12 protein-coding genes and 5 pseudogenes are annotated in these 13,710 nt (G+C 68.8%); 9 read left to right on the top strand and 8 right to left on the bottom strand.

The window, feature by feature from the left end; genetic code table 11:
* Positions 1-269 precede the first annotated feature (269 nt).
* Positions 270-980, top strand: a pseudogene (locus tag OHA03_RS27675) (PP2C family protein-serine/threonine phosphatase); the annotation flags it as partial.
* Positions 981-1,151: 171 nt separating this feature from the next.
* Here OHA03_RS27675 and OHA03_RS27670 read toward each other — a convergent pair.
* A complete protein-coding gene (locus OHA03_RS27670; protein ID WP_267006447.1) occupies positions 1,152-1,490 on the bottom strand; it encodes a MerR family transcriptional regulator in 339 nt (112 codons plus the stop codon).
* A 1,362-nt stretch (positions 1,491-2,852) separates the two neighbouring features.
* On the opposite strand from OHA03_RS27670, the pseudogene OHA03_RS27665 reads away from it, so the two are divergent.
* Positions 2,853-3,245, top strand: a pseudogene (locus tag OHA03_RS27665) (ATP-binding protein).
* A 46-nt stretch (positions 3,246-3,291) separates the two neighbouring features.
* On the top strand, positions 3,292-3,651 hold the full coding sequence (locus OHA03_RS27660) for a hypothetical protein (RefSeq protein ID WP_266980624.1): 360 nt from the start codon (positions 3,292-3,294) through the stop codon (positions 3,649-3,651).
* 102 nt (positions 3,652-3,753) lie between these two features.
* Here OHA03_RS27660 and OHA03_RS27655 read toward each other — a convergent pair whose 3' ends face one another.
* The 6 genes and pseudogenes from OHA03_RS27655 to OHA03_RS27630 form a co-directional block, all read right to left on the bottom strand.
* Positions 3,754-4,062 carry an SCO5918 family protein gene (locus OHA03_RS27655; protein WP_267006446.1) on the bottom strand — a complete coding sequence of 103 codons (309 nt, stop codon included), beginning with the start codon at positions 4,060-4,062 and terminating at the stop codon, positions 3,754-3,756.
* A 50-nt stretch (positions 4,063-4,112) separates the two neighbouring features.
* Positions 4,113-4,517, bottom strand: a complete 405-nt coding sequence (locus tag OHA03_RS27650; protein WP_267006445.1) for a CBS domain-containing protein — start codon at positions 4,515-4,517, stop codon at positions 4,113-4,115.
* Positions 4,518-4,563: 46 nt separating this feature from the next.
* Positions 4,564-6,083 (bottom strand): annotated as a pseudogene (locus OHA03_RS27645) (DEAD/DEAH box helicase).
* Positions 6,084-6,411: 328 nt separating this feature from the next.
* Positions 6,412-6,615, bottom strand: a complete 204-nt coding sequence (locus OHA03_RS27640) for a cold-shock protein (protein WP_267006444.1) — start codon at positions 6,613-6,615, stop codon at positions 6,412-6,414.
* 481 nt (positions 6,616-7,096) lie between these two features.
* Positions 7,097-7,280 (bottom strand): annotated as a pseudogene (locus OHA03_RS27635) (cold-shock protein); the annotation flags it as partial.
* Positions 7,281-7,518: 238 nt separating this feature from the next.
* Positions 7,519-7,857, bottom strand: a complete 339-nt coding sequence (locus tag OHA03_RS27630; protein WP_267006443.1) for a MerR family transcriptional regulator — start codon at positions 7,855-7,857, stop codon at positions 7,519-7,521.
* Positions 7,858-8,562: 705 nt separating this feature from the next.
* On the opposite strand from OHA03_RS27630, the gene OHA03_RS27625 reads away from it, so the two are divergent.
* Positions 8,563-8,901, top strand: coding sequence for an ATP-binding protein (locus OHA03_RS27625; protein ID WP_267006442.1), 339 nt, complete (start codon positions 8,563-8,565; stop codon positions 8,899-8,901).
* 94 nt (positions 8,902-8,995) lie between these two features.
* Positions 8,996-9,733 (top strand): alpha/beta fold hydrolase, encoded by a 738-nt coding sequence (locus OHA03_RS27620; RefSeq protein ID WP_323181253.1) that lies wholly within the window; start codon positions 8,996-8,998, stop codon positions 9,731-9,733.
* A gap of 109 nt (positions 9,734-9,842) precedes the next feature.
* On the opposite strand, the gene OHA03_RS27615 is transcribed toward OHA03_RS27620, so the two are convergent.
* A complete protein-coding gene (locus OHA03_RS27615; RefSeq protein ID WP_267006441.1) occupies positions 9,843-10,619 on the bottom strand; it encodes a helix-turn-helix transcriptional regulator in 777 nt (258 codons plus the stop codon).
* Here OHA03_RS27615 and OHA03_RS27610 point away from each other — a divergent pair.
* From OHA03_RS27610 to OHA03_RS27595, 4 genes and pseudogenes are all read left to right on the top strand, one after another.
* A complete protein-coding gene (locus tag OHA03_RS27610; RefSeq protein WP_267006440.1) occupies positions 10,569-10,949 on the top strand; it encodes a hypothetical protein in 381 nt (126 codons plus the stop codon). The genes OHA03_RS27615 and OHA03_RS27610 overlap by 51 nt on opposite strands.
* A gap of 79 nt (positions 10,950-11,028) precedes the next feature.
* Positions 11,029-11,794, top strand: a pseudogene (locus OHA03_RS27605) (SDR family NAD(P)-dependent oxidoreductase).
* Between the two features lie 70 nt (positions 11,795-11,864).
* Positions 11,865-12,461, top strand: coding sequence for a TetR/AcrR family transcriptional regulator (locus OHA03_RS27600; RefSeq protein ID WP_267006439.1), 597 nt, complete (start codon positions 11,865-11,867; stop codon positions 12,459-12,461).
* Entirely contained in the window at positions 12,458-13,693 is a 1,236-nt protein-coding gene (locus tag OHA03_RS27595; protein WP_267006438.1) for an MFS transporter, read from the top strand. The genes OHA03_RS27600 and OHA03_RS27595 overlap by 4 nt, the downstream gene beginning before the upstream one ends.
* Positions 13,694-13,710: the final 17 nt, after the last annotated feature.

Below are 13,710 nucleotides of genomic sequence, written 5' to 3'. Positions count from 1 at the left end.
TCGTGCCGTACGGGCTCACAGACATGGTTATCGATCAGGATGACCAGGCGGTGGTCGACGGGCTGTCATGAGTACCGACCACAGGTACAGTTCGACCACATCGTGGCCGCCTGCCCACCCGCCAGCCCCGTCGGTCCAGGCCCAGCCGCCTCCAGACTGATGGTGACGCGTCGTCACCGGGATCCACCAACGCCATCATTGCTCACTGTGCCCGGATTTCGGCCTTTCCACAGGACGCAGTGCTCGCGAGATCGCGGACCCTACATCCCCCGCCGACGTCGATGTCCGTGCCGCAGATCGAGGTGGCCGGCATCCTGGAGCCCGCCTACCGCGTCGCCGGCGACAGCTTCGACTACGCCCTCAACGGCAACACCCTGCACGCGGCTGTGATCGACGCGATGGGCCACGGCCTGGACGCCGCCACGATGGCGACCGTGGCCATCGGCGCCTACCGTCATGCCCGGCGGGCTTTTGTCAGCCTGGCCGAGAAGTACGCGGCCATGGACGATGCCATCTCGCGACAGTTCGGTCCCGACCACTTCGTCACGGCGCAGCTGATGCATGTGAACATCGCCACCGGTGAGATGGCACTGGTCATCGCGGGCCACCCCGCGCCGCTGCTGATCCGCGACGGCAGGGTCGTGCAGCAGCTGGAGAGCGCTACGACGCTGCCCGTCGGCTTCGGTGGTGAGGAGCCCCGGATCAGAGAGCACACGCTTCAGCAAGGCGACCGGGTGCTGTGCTACACCGACGGCATCATCGAGGAACACGTCAACGGCGGGGAGCAGTTCGGCGAGGAACGCCTCATCCGCTGCGTGAACCGCCTGGGGGAGGAGCCTCCGCAAGGGCTGCGGGCGGATCTGCGCCGGCTCTCCCACACGCTGAAGTGGGAACGGCGTGGGCGCACCAGCGACGACGCCACCCTCTTCATGATCGAGTGGCACGGAGGTGCCGCCGACCACCTCGCGGTCCTTGACTGAGCGCCCGCGCGTCAGGCCCGATCACGTCGTCGACGACAAGGACTCGCGGGGATCGAGGCCCGGTTCTCACTCTCGGCCCCGGGACCGCAGAGGACGAAGTTGCCCGGAACGCATTGCGTCCCGGGCAGCACGCGTGGGTGGCAGCCGCGAAGCTCCCAGGTCTCAGCCGTCTCAGGCCGCGGTTGTTGGGTTCGCTGATTCGGCGGTGCGGCGGTGTTCGGCGTTGATGCGCTGGGCTTCTTCGAGCTGGTCTTCGAGGATCACGATGCGACAGGCGGCCTCGATGGGGGTCCCGTGGTCGACGAGTTCCCGGGCGCGTGCGGCGATGCGCAGCTGGTAGCGGGAGTAGCGGCGGTGGCCGCCCGCGGATCGGAGCGGGGTGATGAGACGGGCTTCGCCGATGGCGCGGAGGAAGCCCTGCGTGGTGCCGAGCATCTCGGCGGCCCGGCCCATGGTGTAGGCGGGGTAGTCGTCGTCGTCGAGACGGCCGTACGAGTCGTCTGCAGTCATTGCACCTCTCTGTGGAACGCGTGGAGGGGCCCTGGTGCCATTGGCACCAGGGCCCCGAAGGAACTGCTACACCATCTGCCAGCCCTGATACTGCGCCGGCCTTCTTGTTCCGCACCAGCTCACGGGGGATGGGAGCGTGTGCGGGGATCGCGGTTGCTTGACCGGAGACCACCTCACTATCGATGTCCTGCGGTACCCGGGCTCAAGCCTTCCGCCCGGGCGATCCTGATGGCGCCTGGCTCCTCCGTTCTTCCCTCTGGGATCAACTGCTTACCTATTGCTGGTACTGCTCTTGCGTACTGCTCTGTGGCCTGTGACAGCGCCACTCTTCGACAGCCAGCCCCGTCGCCCGTCCTGCGTCTGCTCTGGCTTAGAACCCCACTGCCGAACCTCCCGGCACGCGCGCCCGCAGCCGACGCCTTTACCGAGGAACTACCAACAACTGCACTGCTGGTACTGCGAACTGCACTTACTGAACTACTACTGCGCTACTGCTCACGGCGGCCCCTGATTACTTCGGGCCACCCGGTCCGGCCGTCAGCCCCGTCACCAACAGCCCTGGCTTCGGAACTCCACCACCGCACCGTCCTGCGAACTGCAACTGCGTGGACCACTGCCCGCCAGTTCGTCTCTGCCGGGCCTTGCTGATCTCGGCTACGAGAGAAACCCTAACCACACCACCACCCAATGTCTACTCCAGCGGGCATAGATTTCCGCGCACTCGAAGATGAGGTAATCCGCGTCGACCGGCCTATGGATGGTTCAAGCAGCTCCGAAGCCCAGTCCGGCGCCCGGAGTGACCCACAGCCGCGCAGCACGTCGGGCTGAGCGTGACGTCGCCGACTGCGCGCGGCTACCGTCGGCGGGCACCGGCCAACACTGGGCAGTGACTGACACACCGACCGGGGACGGACGTTTCCGGCCGTATCACCCCACGGTCTGCCGTTGACGGGCGTGGCACAAGGACTGCGCCGCCCTCGACGATCCCGGCCCGATGATCGAGCAGATCGTGGAAGCGTGCGTGCAGGTGCCGCGATCCGCAGACTGGCGCTCCTGCTGCCGCGTCAGTGCCTTGTCGAGGATCTGTTTACTGTCCCGCGGTCACTCTCGTGCTCGCCCGGCCGGTGGCATCGCCGTGGATGGGTCGCCTGCTCGAATCGGCGCGAGCCCACGACTCGGGCAGGCCGTGGGCCGGCATCGTGACACGGGCGCACGGCAGCGTGCGGCCAAGCGTCGACTGTGGTCCTCAGTCCGCTTCGGCAAGCACTGTGGCTCTGCCGGGTTGGCGGGTGGAGGGGCGGGGCACGAGGGTCGGGTAAGCGAAGGCCGGGCATGGACGATCCACGGACCAGGGTGACCCTGATGAACATGATGACCGTCAATGCCACAAGCGCCCGTTCCACGGGAGCCGTTGCCGACGCGCGTGATGCGGCTCGGGCCTTCCTCGAAGGCTTGCGGCAGCCGGCCGTGGCCCCTGATGCCGCGGACACCGTGGTCCTGGTCGTGTCCGAGCTCGTCACCAACGCCCTGCCGCCACGACGGGGGCACCTGCACATTGGAACTGACCGCGCACCCCGACACCATCGAGGTGGCCGTCCACGACCCCAGCCGGCATGCGCCGCGCATGCGCACCCTGACCTGAACGGCGGCACCGGGGGCTTCGGCTGGCCCATGGTCAACCGACTCGCCCGCGCCACCGCGGTCACCCGCCGGGCCTCCGGCGGCAAGACCGTGAGCGCGCATCTTGCCTGGTAGCGCCACCGCTCAAGCAGCCGGATGGCCGGTGAATATAATCTGCCTCATGTCGAAGCCTGACGAGCTGCTCATTGACGTCGCCGCCCTGGTGGAGTCCGGGCAGAGCAATCAGATGTCCCTGACCGTAGTCACCGGTGGTGCTGTCATCACCGGTCGGCTGGCTCCCGAAGCTGTGTGGAGGCTGAGGGTGTCGGAGGTGCTGACGGACTCCGACCGCCTGGGAGAGTTCTCCTCCATCTTCGACGCCCCCACGAAAAAGGACGGGCCGCCCACGCATCTGCACTTCCATGTCGCCCGGATCCTGCAGGGCACGGTGGGCATCCCGGAGACGGGCGGGATGTACCGGGTCGCGATCGAGGACGTCAGCGCCTGGACCGTGGGCGACTTCAGCTATTCCGACCACTGAGCAACCAGTGCGGCGGGAACCCGTCGCACGCAGTGTGGGCCCGACCGGCGCGCCGGTCGGGCCCACTGCCGTTCAGGTGTCGGCTCGTGCCTGTTCCGTCGGTCAGACGGATACGGGGGCGCCGAGCATCGCGGAAGCTCGCTGGAGCGAGCTGAGGATGCGCACGGGTGCGGCCGTGGGGAGGGTGCGGCAGGTGAAGCCGAGCTGAGTCATGGCCCGGAGGACTTCGGCGGCGCTGAAGTCACGGCGGTCCTGGCGGGTGACGACCTGGCCGACTTGCTTGACGGGGTAGTGACGGCGGCCGATGGTCACGGATTCGCCGGTGCCCGGTTCGGGCTTGATGCCCTTCATCGATTCCAGCACGCCGCTCTTGGTGAGCTCGAAGGGGAAGCGGGCGATGACGCAGCGCATGTGGCCTCACAGGGAGAAGGGGGAAAACGGTCCGACCAGGGTGAGGCGGTTCAGCGGGAGAGGGCGAGGATGCCCAGGGCGCTGCCTTGCTCCTCGACCACCGGCAGGGCACCGGGACGGAGGTAGTGCATCGCGTGCTCGGCTTCGGCCACAGTGGTCACGGGTGAGGTGAACGCGCCGTGGTCGCCGAGGATGTCGCGCAGGCGGACACGGTCCGTGTAAGCGGAGCTGTCACAAACGGCGGCCAGTTCGGTCTGGGTGACCAGGCCGGTGCACTGGCCGTCCTGGTCGCAGACGACCAGCCGGGCCGTGCCGGCGGCGGCCATGACGGCCAGCGCCACCTCGACGCTCATGTCGTCACAAACCTGCGGCCCGGCCGCGTCCATGACCTCAACCACCGTCCTGTGCACGGGAGTGGCGCCCTCCGGGCGGCCTTGCATCTGAACCAGCGTCAAAATGTGCCTCCTGCAGAAGTGGGTCAGCTTCCTGATCATGAACGTTCTAGGCCGCCGCGTCGAAGGAGGACTGCCGTACGGTCACGCGCCGGGCCGCCGAAGCGGGGCTGCGTCGGCCGCGGGAGGCCGCGCTGCGGCTGCGCGGACGCCGCTCGGCCACCGGCGCGGTGATCGTCACGGGACTGCCGGAGGGGGTCTGGGCGCCGGTAATACGGCTGAGTGCCTCTTCCCCGGAGCGGACCTGGGTGGTCTGGGGCACGATGCCGGCGGCCGTCATGAGGCGGGTCATGTCGCGGCGCTGGTTCGGGGTGACCAGGGTGACGACGCTGCCGGACTCGCCGGCCCGCGCGGTGCGGCCGCCGCGGTGGAGGTAGTCCTTGTGGTCGGTCGGCGGGTCGACGTTGACGACGAGGTCGAGGTTGTCGACGTGGATACCGCGCGCCGCGACGTTCGTCGCGACGAGCACGGTGACGTGCCCGGTCTTGAACTGGGACAGGGTCCGGGTGCGCTGCGGCTGCGACTTCCCGCCGTGCAGGGCGGCGGCCCGTACCCCGCTGTTCAGCAGGTCCTTGGTCAGCCGGCGTGCTTGGTGTCCAGGAACATGATCACCCGGCCTTCGCGCGCCGCGATCTCCGTCGTCGTCCGGTGCTTGTCGGCGCCGTGGACGTGCAGGACGTGGTGCTCCATCGTGGTGACCGCGCCTGCGGACGGGTCGACGGAGTGGACCACCGGGTCGGTGAGGTAGCGGCGGACCAGGAGGTCGACGTTGCGGTCGAGGGTGGCGGAGAACAGCATCCGCTGGCCCTCGGGGCGGACCTGGTCCAGGAGTGCGGTGACCTGGGGCATGAAGCCCATGTCGGCCATCTGGTCGGCCTCGTCGAGGACGGTGATCGCGACCTGGTTCAGCCGGCAGTCACCCCGGTCGATGAGGTCCTTGAGGCGGCCCGGCGTCGCGACGACGACTTCGGCGCCACCGCGCAGTGCGTTGACCTGCCTGCCGATCGGCATTCCGCCGACGACGGTGGCCAGGCGCAGCCTCACCGAGCGGGCGTAGGGGGTGAGCGCGTCGGTCACCTGCTGCGCCAGCTCACGCGTCGGCACGAGGATCAGAGCCAGCGGCTGGCAGGGCTCGGCGCGCTGTCCGGCGGTGCGGGCCAGCAGGGCCAGGCCGAAGGCGAGAGTCTTGCCTGAGCCGGTGCGCCCGCGACCGAGGACGTCGCGGCCCGCGAGGGTGTTGGGCAGGGTCGCACCCTGGATCGGGAACGGGACACTCATGCCTTGTGCGGTGAGCGAGGCCAGCAGCCGCTCGGGCATGTCGAGGTCGGCGAACGCCTCGACGGCGGGCAGCGCTGGAGTGATCGTCTCGGGCAGGGCGAACTCGCCCTGGGCCGCCGCGGGCCGCCGACCCTGACCCTGGCCGCCGATGCGGCTCGGCCCTCCGGAACGGCGCGGGGCGGGCGAGCCGAAGCGGCTACCCTGGGGCGAACCGGCGCCGGAGCCAACAGCGGGACCGCCGGTCCGGCTGCGGGCGCGGGAGGAGCGGTTGTTCGTACGTGAGGGGTTCATTCAGAACCTTCCTTGATACGGCACGTATCAAGGAATTCTCGCAGCACAGGAACAGCGCGGGGAATCACAAGAACGGGCCGAACGAAATGCGAAAGCCATCTGGCCTGCGGTGACTCCGGCGCAAATGCAGGCAATGAAACGGGTAACGTCATGCGGACGTTAAATCCCGGACGGCTACGGGCACATCTTTAAAGAGGCCCGCATTCTTGGAAAAAGGTCCCCAGGCGTCGTTGCCGCACAGGGGAAGCCCCGGGGAATGACCGTGGCTGGGGCCCGGCCCGCACCCCGAGGGATGCGGGCCCCACCAGCTACGGAGTGCGCGTCAGCGTCAGGCGGGAACGATGTTCTCAGCCATCGGGCCCTTCTGGCCCGGCGCGATGTCGAAGGTGACCTTCTGACCTTCGAGCAGCTCACGGAAGCCCTCAGCCGCGATGTTCGAGAAGTGGGCGAACACGTCAGCGCCGCCACCGTCCTGCTCGATGAAGCCGAAACCCTTGGCCGCGTTGAACCACTTCACAGTGCCAGACGCCATGTCATATCTCCTTGTGGGGCAGTACGCCGAGACCCGCAATCCACGGATACCGGGTCGCCGCGATGATGCCCCGCCCGGAAAATGACCGGAAATACAAAACGCTTCCCGCGGCCGAAAAGTCCGGCGGAAGCGTTGAAGTTTTTGGGAACCACGACTGCAACTAGGAGCGACAGTAGCATGCGGTAGTGACCTGTGTACGGTTAACAATTCCGCTCTGTTCGTTACAGCAAACACACTGTCTGCGCGGCGCATTAAACTCTCGTCTCGCGGTCATAGATATTGGCCCAGCCAAGATGCAGCTTTCCGGAAAGAGCGGTCGCTGTTTGCGGCTCGGAAGGCGCGATTATTGCGGGTGGCACCGCCCTGCAACATCACCCCCGTCGGCCCGTACGCCGGCCCCGGCGCAGATCAGCGCTGCGCAGCGCTGCTGCTGCGCGGCGCTCTCACAAGTGCCCCAGATCCCACCACCGTCGACTGAGACTGAAGGGGGCGATGTCTCGGCCCGGGGCCTCTTCTGGCCCCGGTTGACGTCGAACGTCACGGCCTGGCCTTCCTGGAACTCACGTATGCCCGCGGGCTGATCGCCCTACGGTGGGCGAACACGTCCGAGCCGCCACTGTCCGGGCGATGAAGCCGCAGCCCCTCTGCGCGTTAAACCACTTCACAGTTCCCGCGGCCGTTGCCTCACGCCCTCCTGTCGATGAATGCGTCCTACGACATGCGGCAGACGAAGGCGGCCACCCTGGCCCCTCCGCCACAGCAGAAGGCCCACGACGAAGGTGTGAGCGAAGGGAACTTCCTGGTCAAGGCAGTTGGCACAGAAGCCACGCGTCCGCACGGCCTGTCACTACATGACGCGCCACACTCCCGACAGGTGTGCGGTACCGGCGGACACGCACCACCTCAGCCCGCGGTCGTCGGGTTCTCAGATTCGGCGGTGCGGCGGTGTTCGGCGTTGATGCGTTGGGCTTCTGCGAGCTGGTCTTCGAGGATGACGATGCGGCAGGCGGCCTCGATGGGGGTCCCTTGGTCGACGAGTTCCCGGGCGCGTGCGGCGATGCGCAGCTGGTAGCGGGAGTAGCGGCGGTGGCCGCCCGCGGATCGGAGTGGGGTGATGAGGCGGGCTTCGCCGATGGCGCGGAGGAAGCTCTGGGTGGTGCCGAGCATCTCGGCGGCCCGGCCCATGGTGTAGGCGGGGTAGTCGTCGTCGTCGAGACGGCCGAACGAGTCGTCTGCTGTCATTTGCACCTCTCTGTCGAACGCGTGGAGGGGCCCGGATGCCGTATGGCACCCGGGCCCCGAAGGAATTGCTACACCATCTGCCGACCCTGATACTGCGCCGGCCTTCTGTGTCCGCTGACCCGACCTGGAAGTTGTCGGGAGTGCGGGGATCGCGGTTGCTTGACCGGAGACCACCTCACTATCGATGTCCTGCGGTACCCGGGCTCAAGACTTCCACCCGGGCGATCCTGATGGCGCTCGACTCCTCCGTTTCTTCCCTCTGGGATCAATCACTTACCTACCGCTGGTACTGCTCTCCTGCGTACTGCTCTGTGGCCTGTGACAGCGCCACTCTTCGGCAGCCAGCCCCGTCGCCCGTCCTGCGTCTGCTCTGGCTTAGAACCCCACTGCCGAACCTCCCGGTGCGCGCGTCCGCAGCCGACGCCTTCACCGAGGTGCTGCTCACTGACTTCACTGCTGGGTACTTCGACCTGCACTTACGGGTACTGCCACTGCGGTACTGCTCACGGCGGCCCCTGATCACTGCGGGCCACCCGGTCCGGTCGTCAGTCCCGTCGCCGTCCTGCAACAACCCTGGCTTCGAAACTCCACCACCGCACCGTCCTGCAAACTGCAACTGCGTGTACTGCTGCCCGGCAGTTCGTGTCTACCAGGCCCCGCGGTCTCTCTGGGCTACGAGAGAAACCATAACCACACCACCACCCAATGTCTACTCCAGCCGACATAGATTTTCGTACGCTAGTCAGAGAGATAGTCGACCTCGATCACTGTTGGGGCACGCGGCGGCCCCGCTCCAGCCGGGACACCCACAACGCCCTGCACCGCGGCGGCGGCACCTGCACCCTGGACCTGACCGCGCACACCGACAGCATCGAGGTGTCCGTGCGTGACCACAGCCCGCAGGCCCCGCGCATGCGCACCCCCGACCTGGACGGCGGCACCGGGGGTTTCGGTTGGCCCATGGTCAACCGCCTCGCCCGCGCCACCGCGGTGACCCGCCGGACGGCCGGCGGCAAGACCGTAAGCGCCCCTCTCGCCCGGTAGCACCAAGGCGCCGCCGCCGGCCCGCGACGGGTGACCTCCCCAAGACTTGGCTGCTGCCCCGATGTGACCCGGAGGGGTGGTGCGGTGGGGGACCTTGGGCAGCGGAGACCCACTCGTACTGGTGCACGGCACGCCGTACTCCTCCTTCCTGTGGCGGGACATCGCTCCCGCGCTCGCCCGTACCCGCACGGTCTACTTCTTCGACCACCTCGGCTTCGGCCAGTCCGAGCAGCACGAGGGCCAGGACCTGAGCCTCGCGGCTCACTCAAGGAACTTCGCTCAGCTCCTCGACCACTGGGGACTGTCCCGCCCCAGCGTCATGGCTCACGACATCGGCGGGGCGGTAGCGCTGCGGACCCTGCTGCTGGAGGAAAGGAACTACCGGGACCTGACCCTCTTCGATGCGGTGAGCGGCGGCGAGTGGGAGCGGGGACTGTTCCGGCTCTTCCTGGAGCACGAGGAAGTCTTCCGCAAGCTTCCGGACTACGCCCACGAAGCGCTGGTCGCCAGTCACCTGCGGCACGCCACGCACGCGGGCTTCCGGCCGGGAATCCTCGACGCGTTCCTCGCACCGTGGCGGGGGAGGCAGGGAAGCCGGCGTTCTACCGTCAATACAGCCAGATCAGGCAGGCGGACACGGCCGCGTACGAGCACCTGCTGGGCGGTGTGTCGATTCCGGTGCGGATCCTCTGGGGCCGCGAGGACCGCATTCTCCCTCCGGAGCACTCCGAGTGGCTGCACGAACGCGTTCCGCACGCCGAACTGCACTGGATCGATGACGCCAGCCACCTCCTCCAGGAAGACGCGCCCGGCCAGTTGTTGGCCTGCCTGACATCTGGTTTCGCATCAGCCTGAGCTGTCTGCGGGGCGGCCGAGCGGCTGATCCGGCCCGAAGACACCCGCGAGCACGGACCCTCCTGTTCGGGGGCGCGCCACGGGTCTCACTGTCCGGCGGAACGGGACGGGTTCCGCCTGCCGTCGGCGTAAAGGGAGCCGAGAAGGGTCAGGGCCTGCGCGGAGGGGCTGCCCGGTTCGGCGTGATAGATGACGAGTTGCTGGCCCGGGGCGTCCCGGACGTCGAAAGACTGGTAGGTGAGGGAGAGAGGGCCGACATCCGGGTGGAGAAGTTGCTTGGCGTCCTGGGTCTTTCCGCGCACGGTGTGCTGCGCCCACAGCCACCGGAATGCGGCACTGTGTTCGGTCAGTGTGCCCACCAGGTCTCGCAGACGTGGGTGCTCGGGGTCGAAGCCGCTCGCCTGGCGCAGGTTGGCGACGGCGGCCTGGGCGGCCCGATCCCAGTCTTGGTAGAACTCCCGTCCGGCCGGGTCGAGGAAGGTCATGCGGGCCAGGTTGTCCGCGGGAGTGAAGGGGACGTAGAGCGCGTCGGCCAGGGCGTTGGCGGCCAGGAGGTCGAGGGTGCGGCTCATCACGAACGCCGGGGTGTGCGGGTAGCCGTCCATCAGCTGACGCAGCGCGGGACCGACGTGCTCGGTGGTGTGGAGGGAGCCTTGGCCGTCCGGTGACACTCCGGCCAGGCGGTGCAGGTGGTCGCGGGCGTCCCTGTCGAGCAGGAGGGCACGGCTGAGCGCGTCCAGCACCTGTGGCGAGGGATGGCGCTCGCGGCCCTGCTCCAGCCGGGTGTAGTAGTCGGTGTTCACGCCGCCGGGATGCTGCTCCTCGCGCTGTCCTACGCGCTGTTCTTCCGGATCGGCCCCCACAGCTCCTTCCTCACCGTGGCCCTGCCCGTCATGGTCGTCAACGGGATCGGTACCGCGGCAACCTTCCCCGCGCTGAACATGAGCGCCGTGACCGGGGTGCCGGACCGTGACCAAGGGCTGGCGGGAGCCCTGCTCAACACCTTCATGCAGATCGGCGGTGCCGTCGTCCTCGCCCTCGTCACCGCGGTCGTCGAAGCCGGACAGCAGACGAACCGGGATGACCCCCTGGCGGGCTACGGCCTCGGTACCGGCGTCATCGTCGCCACCTTGCTCGTCGGCCTGGGCGCCGCGCTCCTCATCCGGCACCGGCCCGACAGCCGGGACCACTGACGACGGCCCCTCTTTCGGCCACGAAGCCGTCCGTGACCGCCCACGGACACCCGACCCGACCCCACCAGGGAACACCCGAATGATATCCACGACCCCGTCCACCGGAGCCGCCGAGTTCGCCGGGAAGGCGGCCCTCGTCACCGGCGCCGCACGCGGTATCGGCAAGGAGACCGCGTCTCTCCTCCACACCCGCGGCGCACACGTCGTCGCCCTCGAAACACGTCCCGAACTCGCCGTGCTGTCGGAAGAGTTGCCCGGGGTCGTGACCGTGACCGGCGACGTCACCGCGGAAGAAACCGCCACCCGCGCGGTAGTTGCCGCCGTCGACGCCTTCGGCGGACTGGACATCCTGGTCAACAACGCCGGACACAGCCTGAACAAGCCCGTCACGCACACCACCGCACGGGACTGGGACAGCGTGATGGACGTCAACGCCCGCGGTGCCTTCCTCTTCGCCCGCGAAGCCTTCCGGGCCATGGAGGAGCCCGGCGGCGGCGCCATCGTCAGCACCGGTTCGTACGCGTCCACGGTCGGCCTGCCCGAAGGGGTCGCCTACAGCGCATCGAAGGGGGCTCTCGCCCATGACCAAGGCGCTGGCACTGGAGGGCGGCCCCCTGGGCATCCGCGCGAACCTCGTCGCCGCAGGCGTTGTCGAGACCGACTTCCTCGACACCTTCCGCCCCGACAGCCGCGCCTATCTCGCATCCTTCGCGGACGTCCACCCCCTGGGCAGGGTGGCGCAGCCCCGCGAGATCGCGGAAGTCCTGTGCTTCCTGGTCTCCCCACGGTCCGCCTTCGTCATGGGCGCCGTACTCGCCGCGGACGGCGGCTTCACCGCCGCCTGATCCGTCGTCCGCCCGCGGACAAGCGACACGATAAGAACATTCGTTCCTTACGCAGTGTACTTTTGTTCTTATGCGCGAGAAGGAAACATCAGAAGGGCAGGAGACAGCGGACGGCGAGGGGCGACGCACCCGCCGCCACGATCCACGGCGCAGGGAGCACGTACTCGACGCCGCGCTGGACGTGCTCGCCGAGGACGGGGTCGCCGGGATCACGCACCGCAAGGTGGCCGCCCGGGCGGACGTACCGCTGGGCTCCGTCACATATCACTTCGCGAGCCTGACCGAACTGTGCACGCGGGCGTTCGCCCGGTACGTCGAGCAGCGGAGCACCGAGTACGAGGCGCTCTTCGCCGAGGTGACCTCGCGCGAGGACCTGATCGAAGTCCTGGTGGAGCAGGTGCGGGGAGGGCCGTCCCGGCACCGCAGCGCGGTCCTCGGCTTCGAATTGCACCTGGCCGCGTTGCGCGATCCCGCGCTGCGCGCACTGACCCAGGAGTGGACCAGGTCCAGCCGGGCGGTTCTGGCCCGCTTCACCGGGCCCGAGGCCGCCGCCCGCCTCGACGCCCTTCTGGAAGGAATGATCATGCACACGCTGCTGTCCACGGAGCGGGAACCCCGTGAGGAGATCAGGGCAGCCATCATGCAGACGCTCGGCCCGGGCAGGTGAACACCCGCACCGCGAGCCCGTGTGCCCGTGAGACGACGAACGCCGTCCGGTCGACCCACCTGGTCTTCGCCCTCCTGGGCCTCGCTGGGGCGACATGGGTGTCCCGCCTGCCGCAGATCCAGGAGCGCATGAACCTTGACGCCGCTTCTGTCGGTCTTCTGCTCCTGCTCCTTGCGGTCGGCGGCCTGGTGGCCCTGCCTCTGGCCGGCCCCTTCGTCGCTCGGATCGGGCCGCGCCGGGCCGTCACCGCGGTGGCCGTCGCGGTAGGTGCCGGCCTCGGGGCGGTGGCGTCCGGTTTCGCGCTCTGGCCGCCCCTGCTCCTGGCCGGACTCTTCGTGCTGGGCACCGCCACCGGCTTCTGGGACGTCGCGGTGAGCGTGCACGCGGCGGCCCTCGAACGACGGCTCGGCCGGGCCCTGATGCCCCGCTTCTTCGCGGGATTCAGCGTCGGCACTGTGGCGGGCGCCTGCCTCGGCGCACTGATGACGATGCTGAGCGTTCCGGTGAGCCTGCACATCGGCGCGGTGGCCCTACTCGTCGCCCCGGTGACACCGGCGGCCGTCCGGCACTTCCTCCCCCGGCCCGCTCCCACGGCACCGTCTTCGCGAGGCAAGGCGCGTGGGCCCGGCGCACACGCCTGGCGCCACCCGGGCACGGTGCGCCTCGGCCTCGTCGCCCTCGCCTTCGCACTGGCGGAAGGAGCGGGGAGCAACTGGATCAGCCTCGCCGTCATCGACCGCCACCACACCACGGCAGCCGTCGGCACCCTCGCCTACGCCGCCTTCCTCACGGCCGTCACCCTGGGCCGCTGGCTCGGACCGCTGATCGTCGACCGCGTGGGCAGGCCCGGCGCACTGCGTTCGGCTGCCTGTGCCGCCTGTCTCGGTGTCACTCTGTTCGCGGCCGGGCCACGCCTGTGGACAGGCTTCGCCGGCGCACTGCTGTGGGGAGCGGGCGCCGCCCTCGGCTTCCCCCTCAGCCTGAGCGCCGGCTCGGACGATCCCGCCCACGCGGCCGCCCGGGTCGGGGTGATCACTTCGATTGGCTACGCCGGCTTCGTCTGCGGCCCGCCGCTGATCGGGGCCCTCGCCGACCGGACCGGCCTCGCTCCGGCCCTGCTGGTGATCGCCGCCGTCATGGCCACCCCGCTCGTCCTCGCCGGCGCCGCTCGTGCCGCCCCACGGGCCACGCGCGGGGAAACGGCCGACACCCCAGCCGCCACAACCACCTGAACACACGCACCGAGGAG

Origin of the sequence: Streptomyces sp. NBC_00154, assembly GCF_026342835.1 — a bacterium.
Classification (GTDB): Bacteria; Actinomycetota; Actinomycetes; order Streptomycetales; family Streptomycetaceae; genus Streptomyces.
Note: the sequence above shows the minus strand (reverse complement) of the source record. Positions and strands in the feature narration are given on the sequence as shown.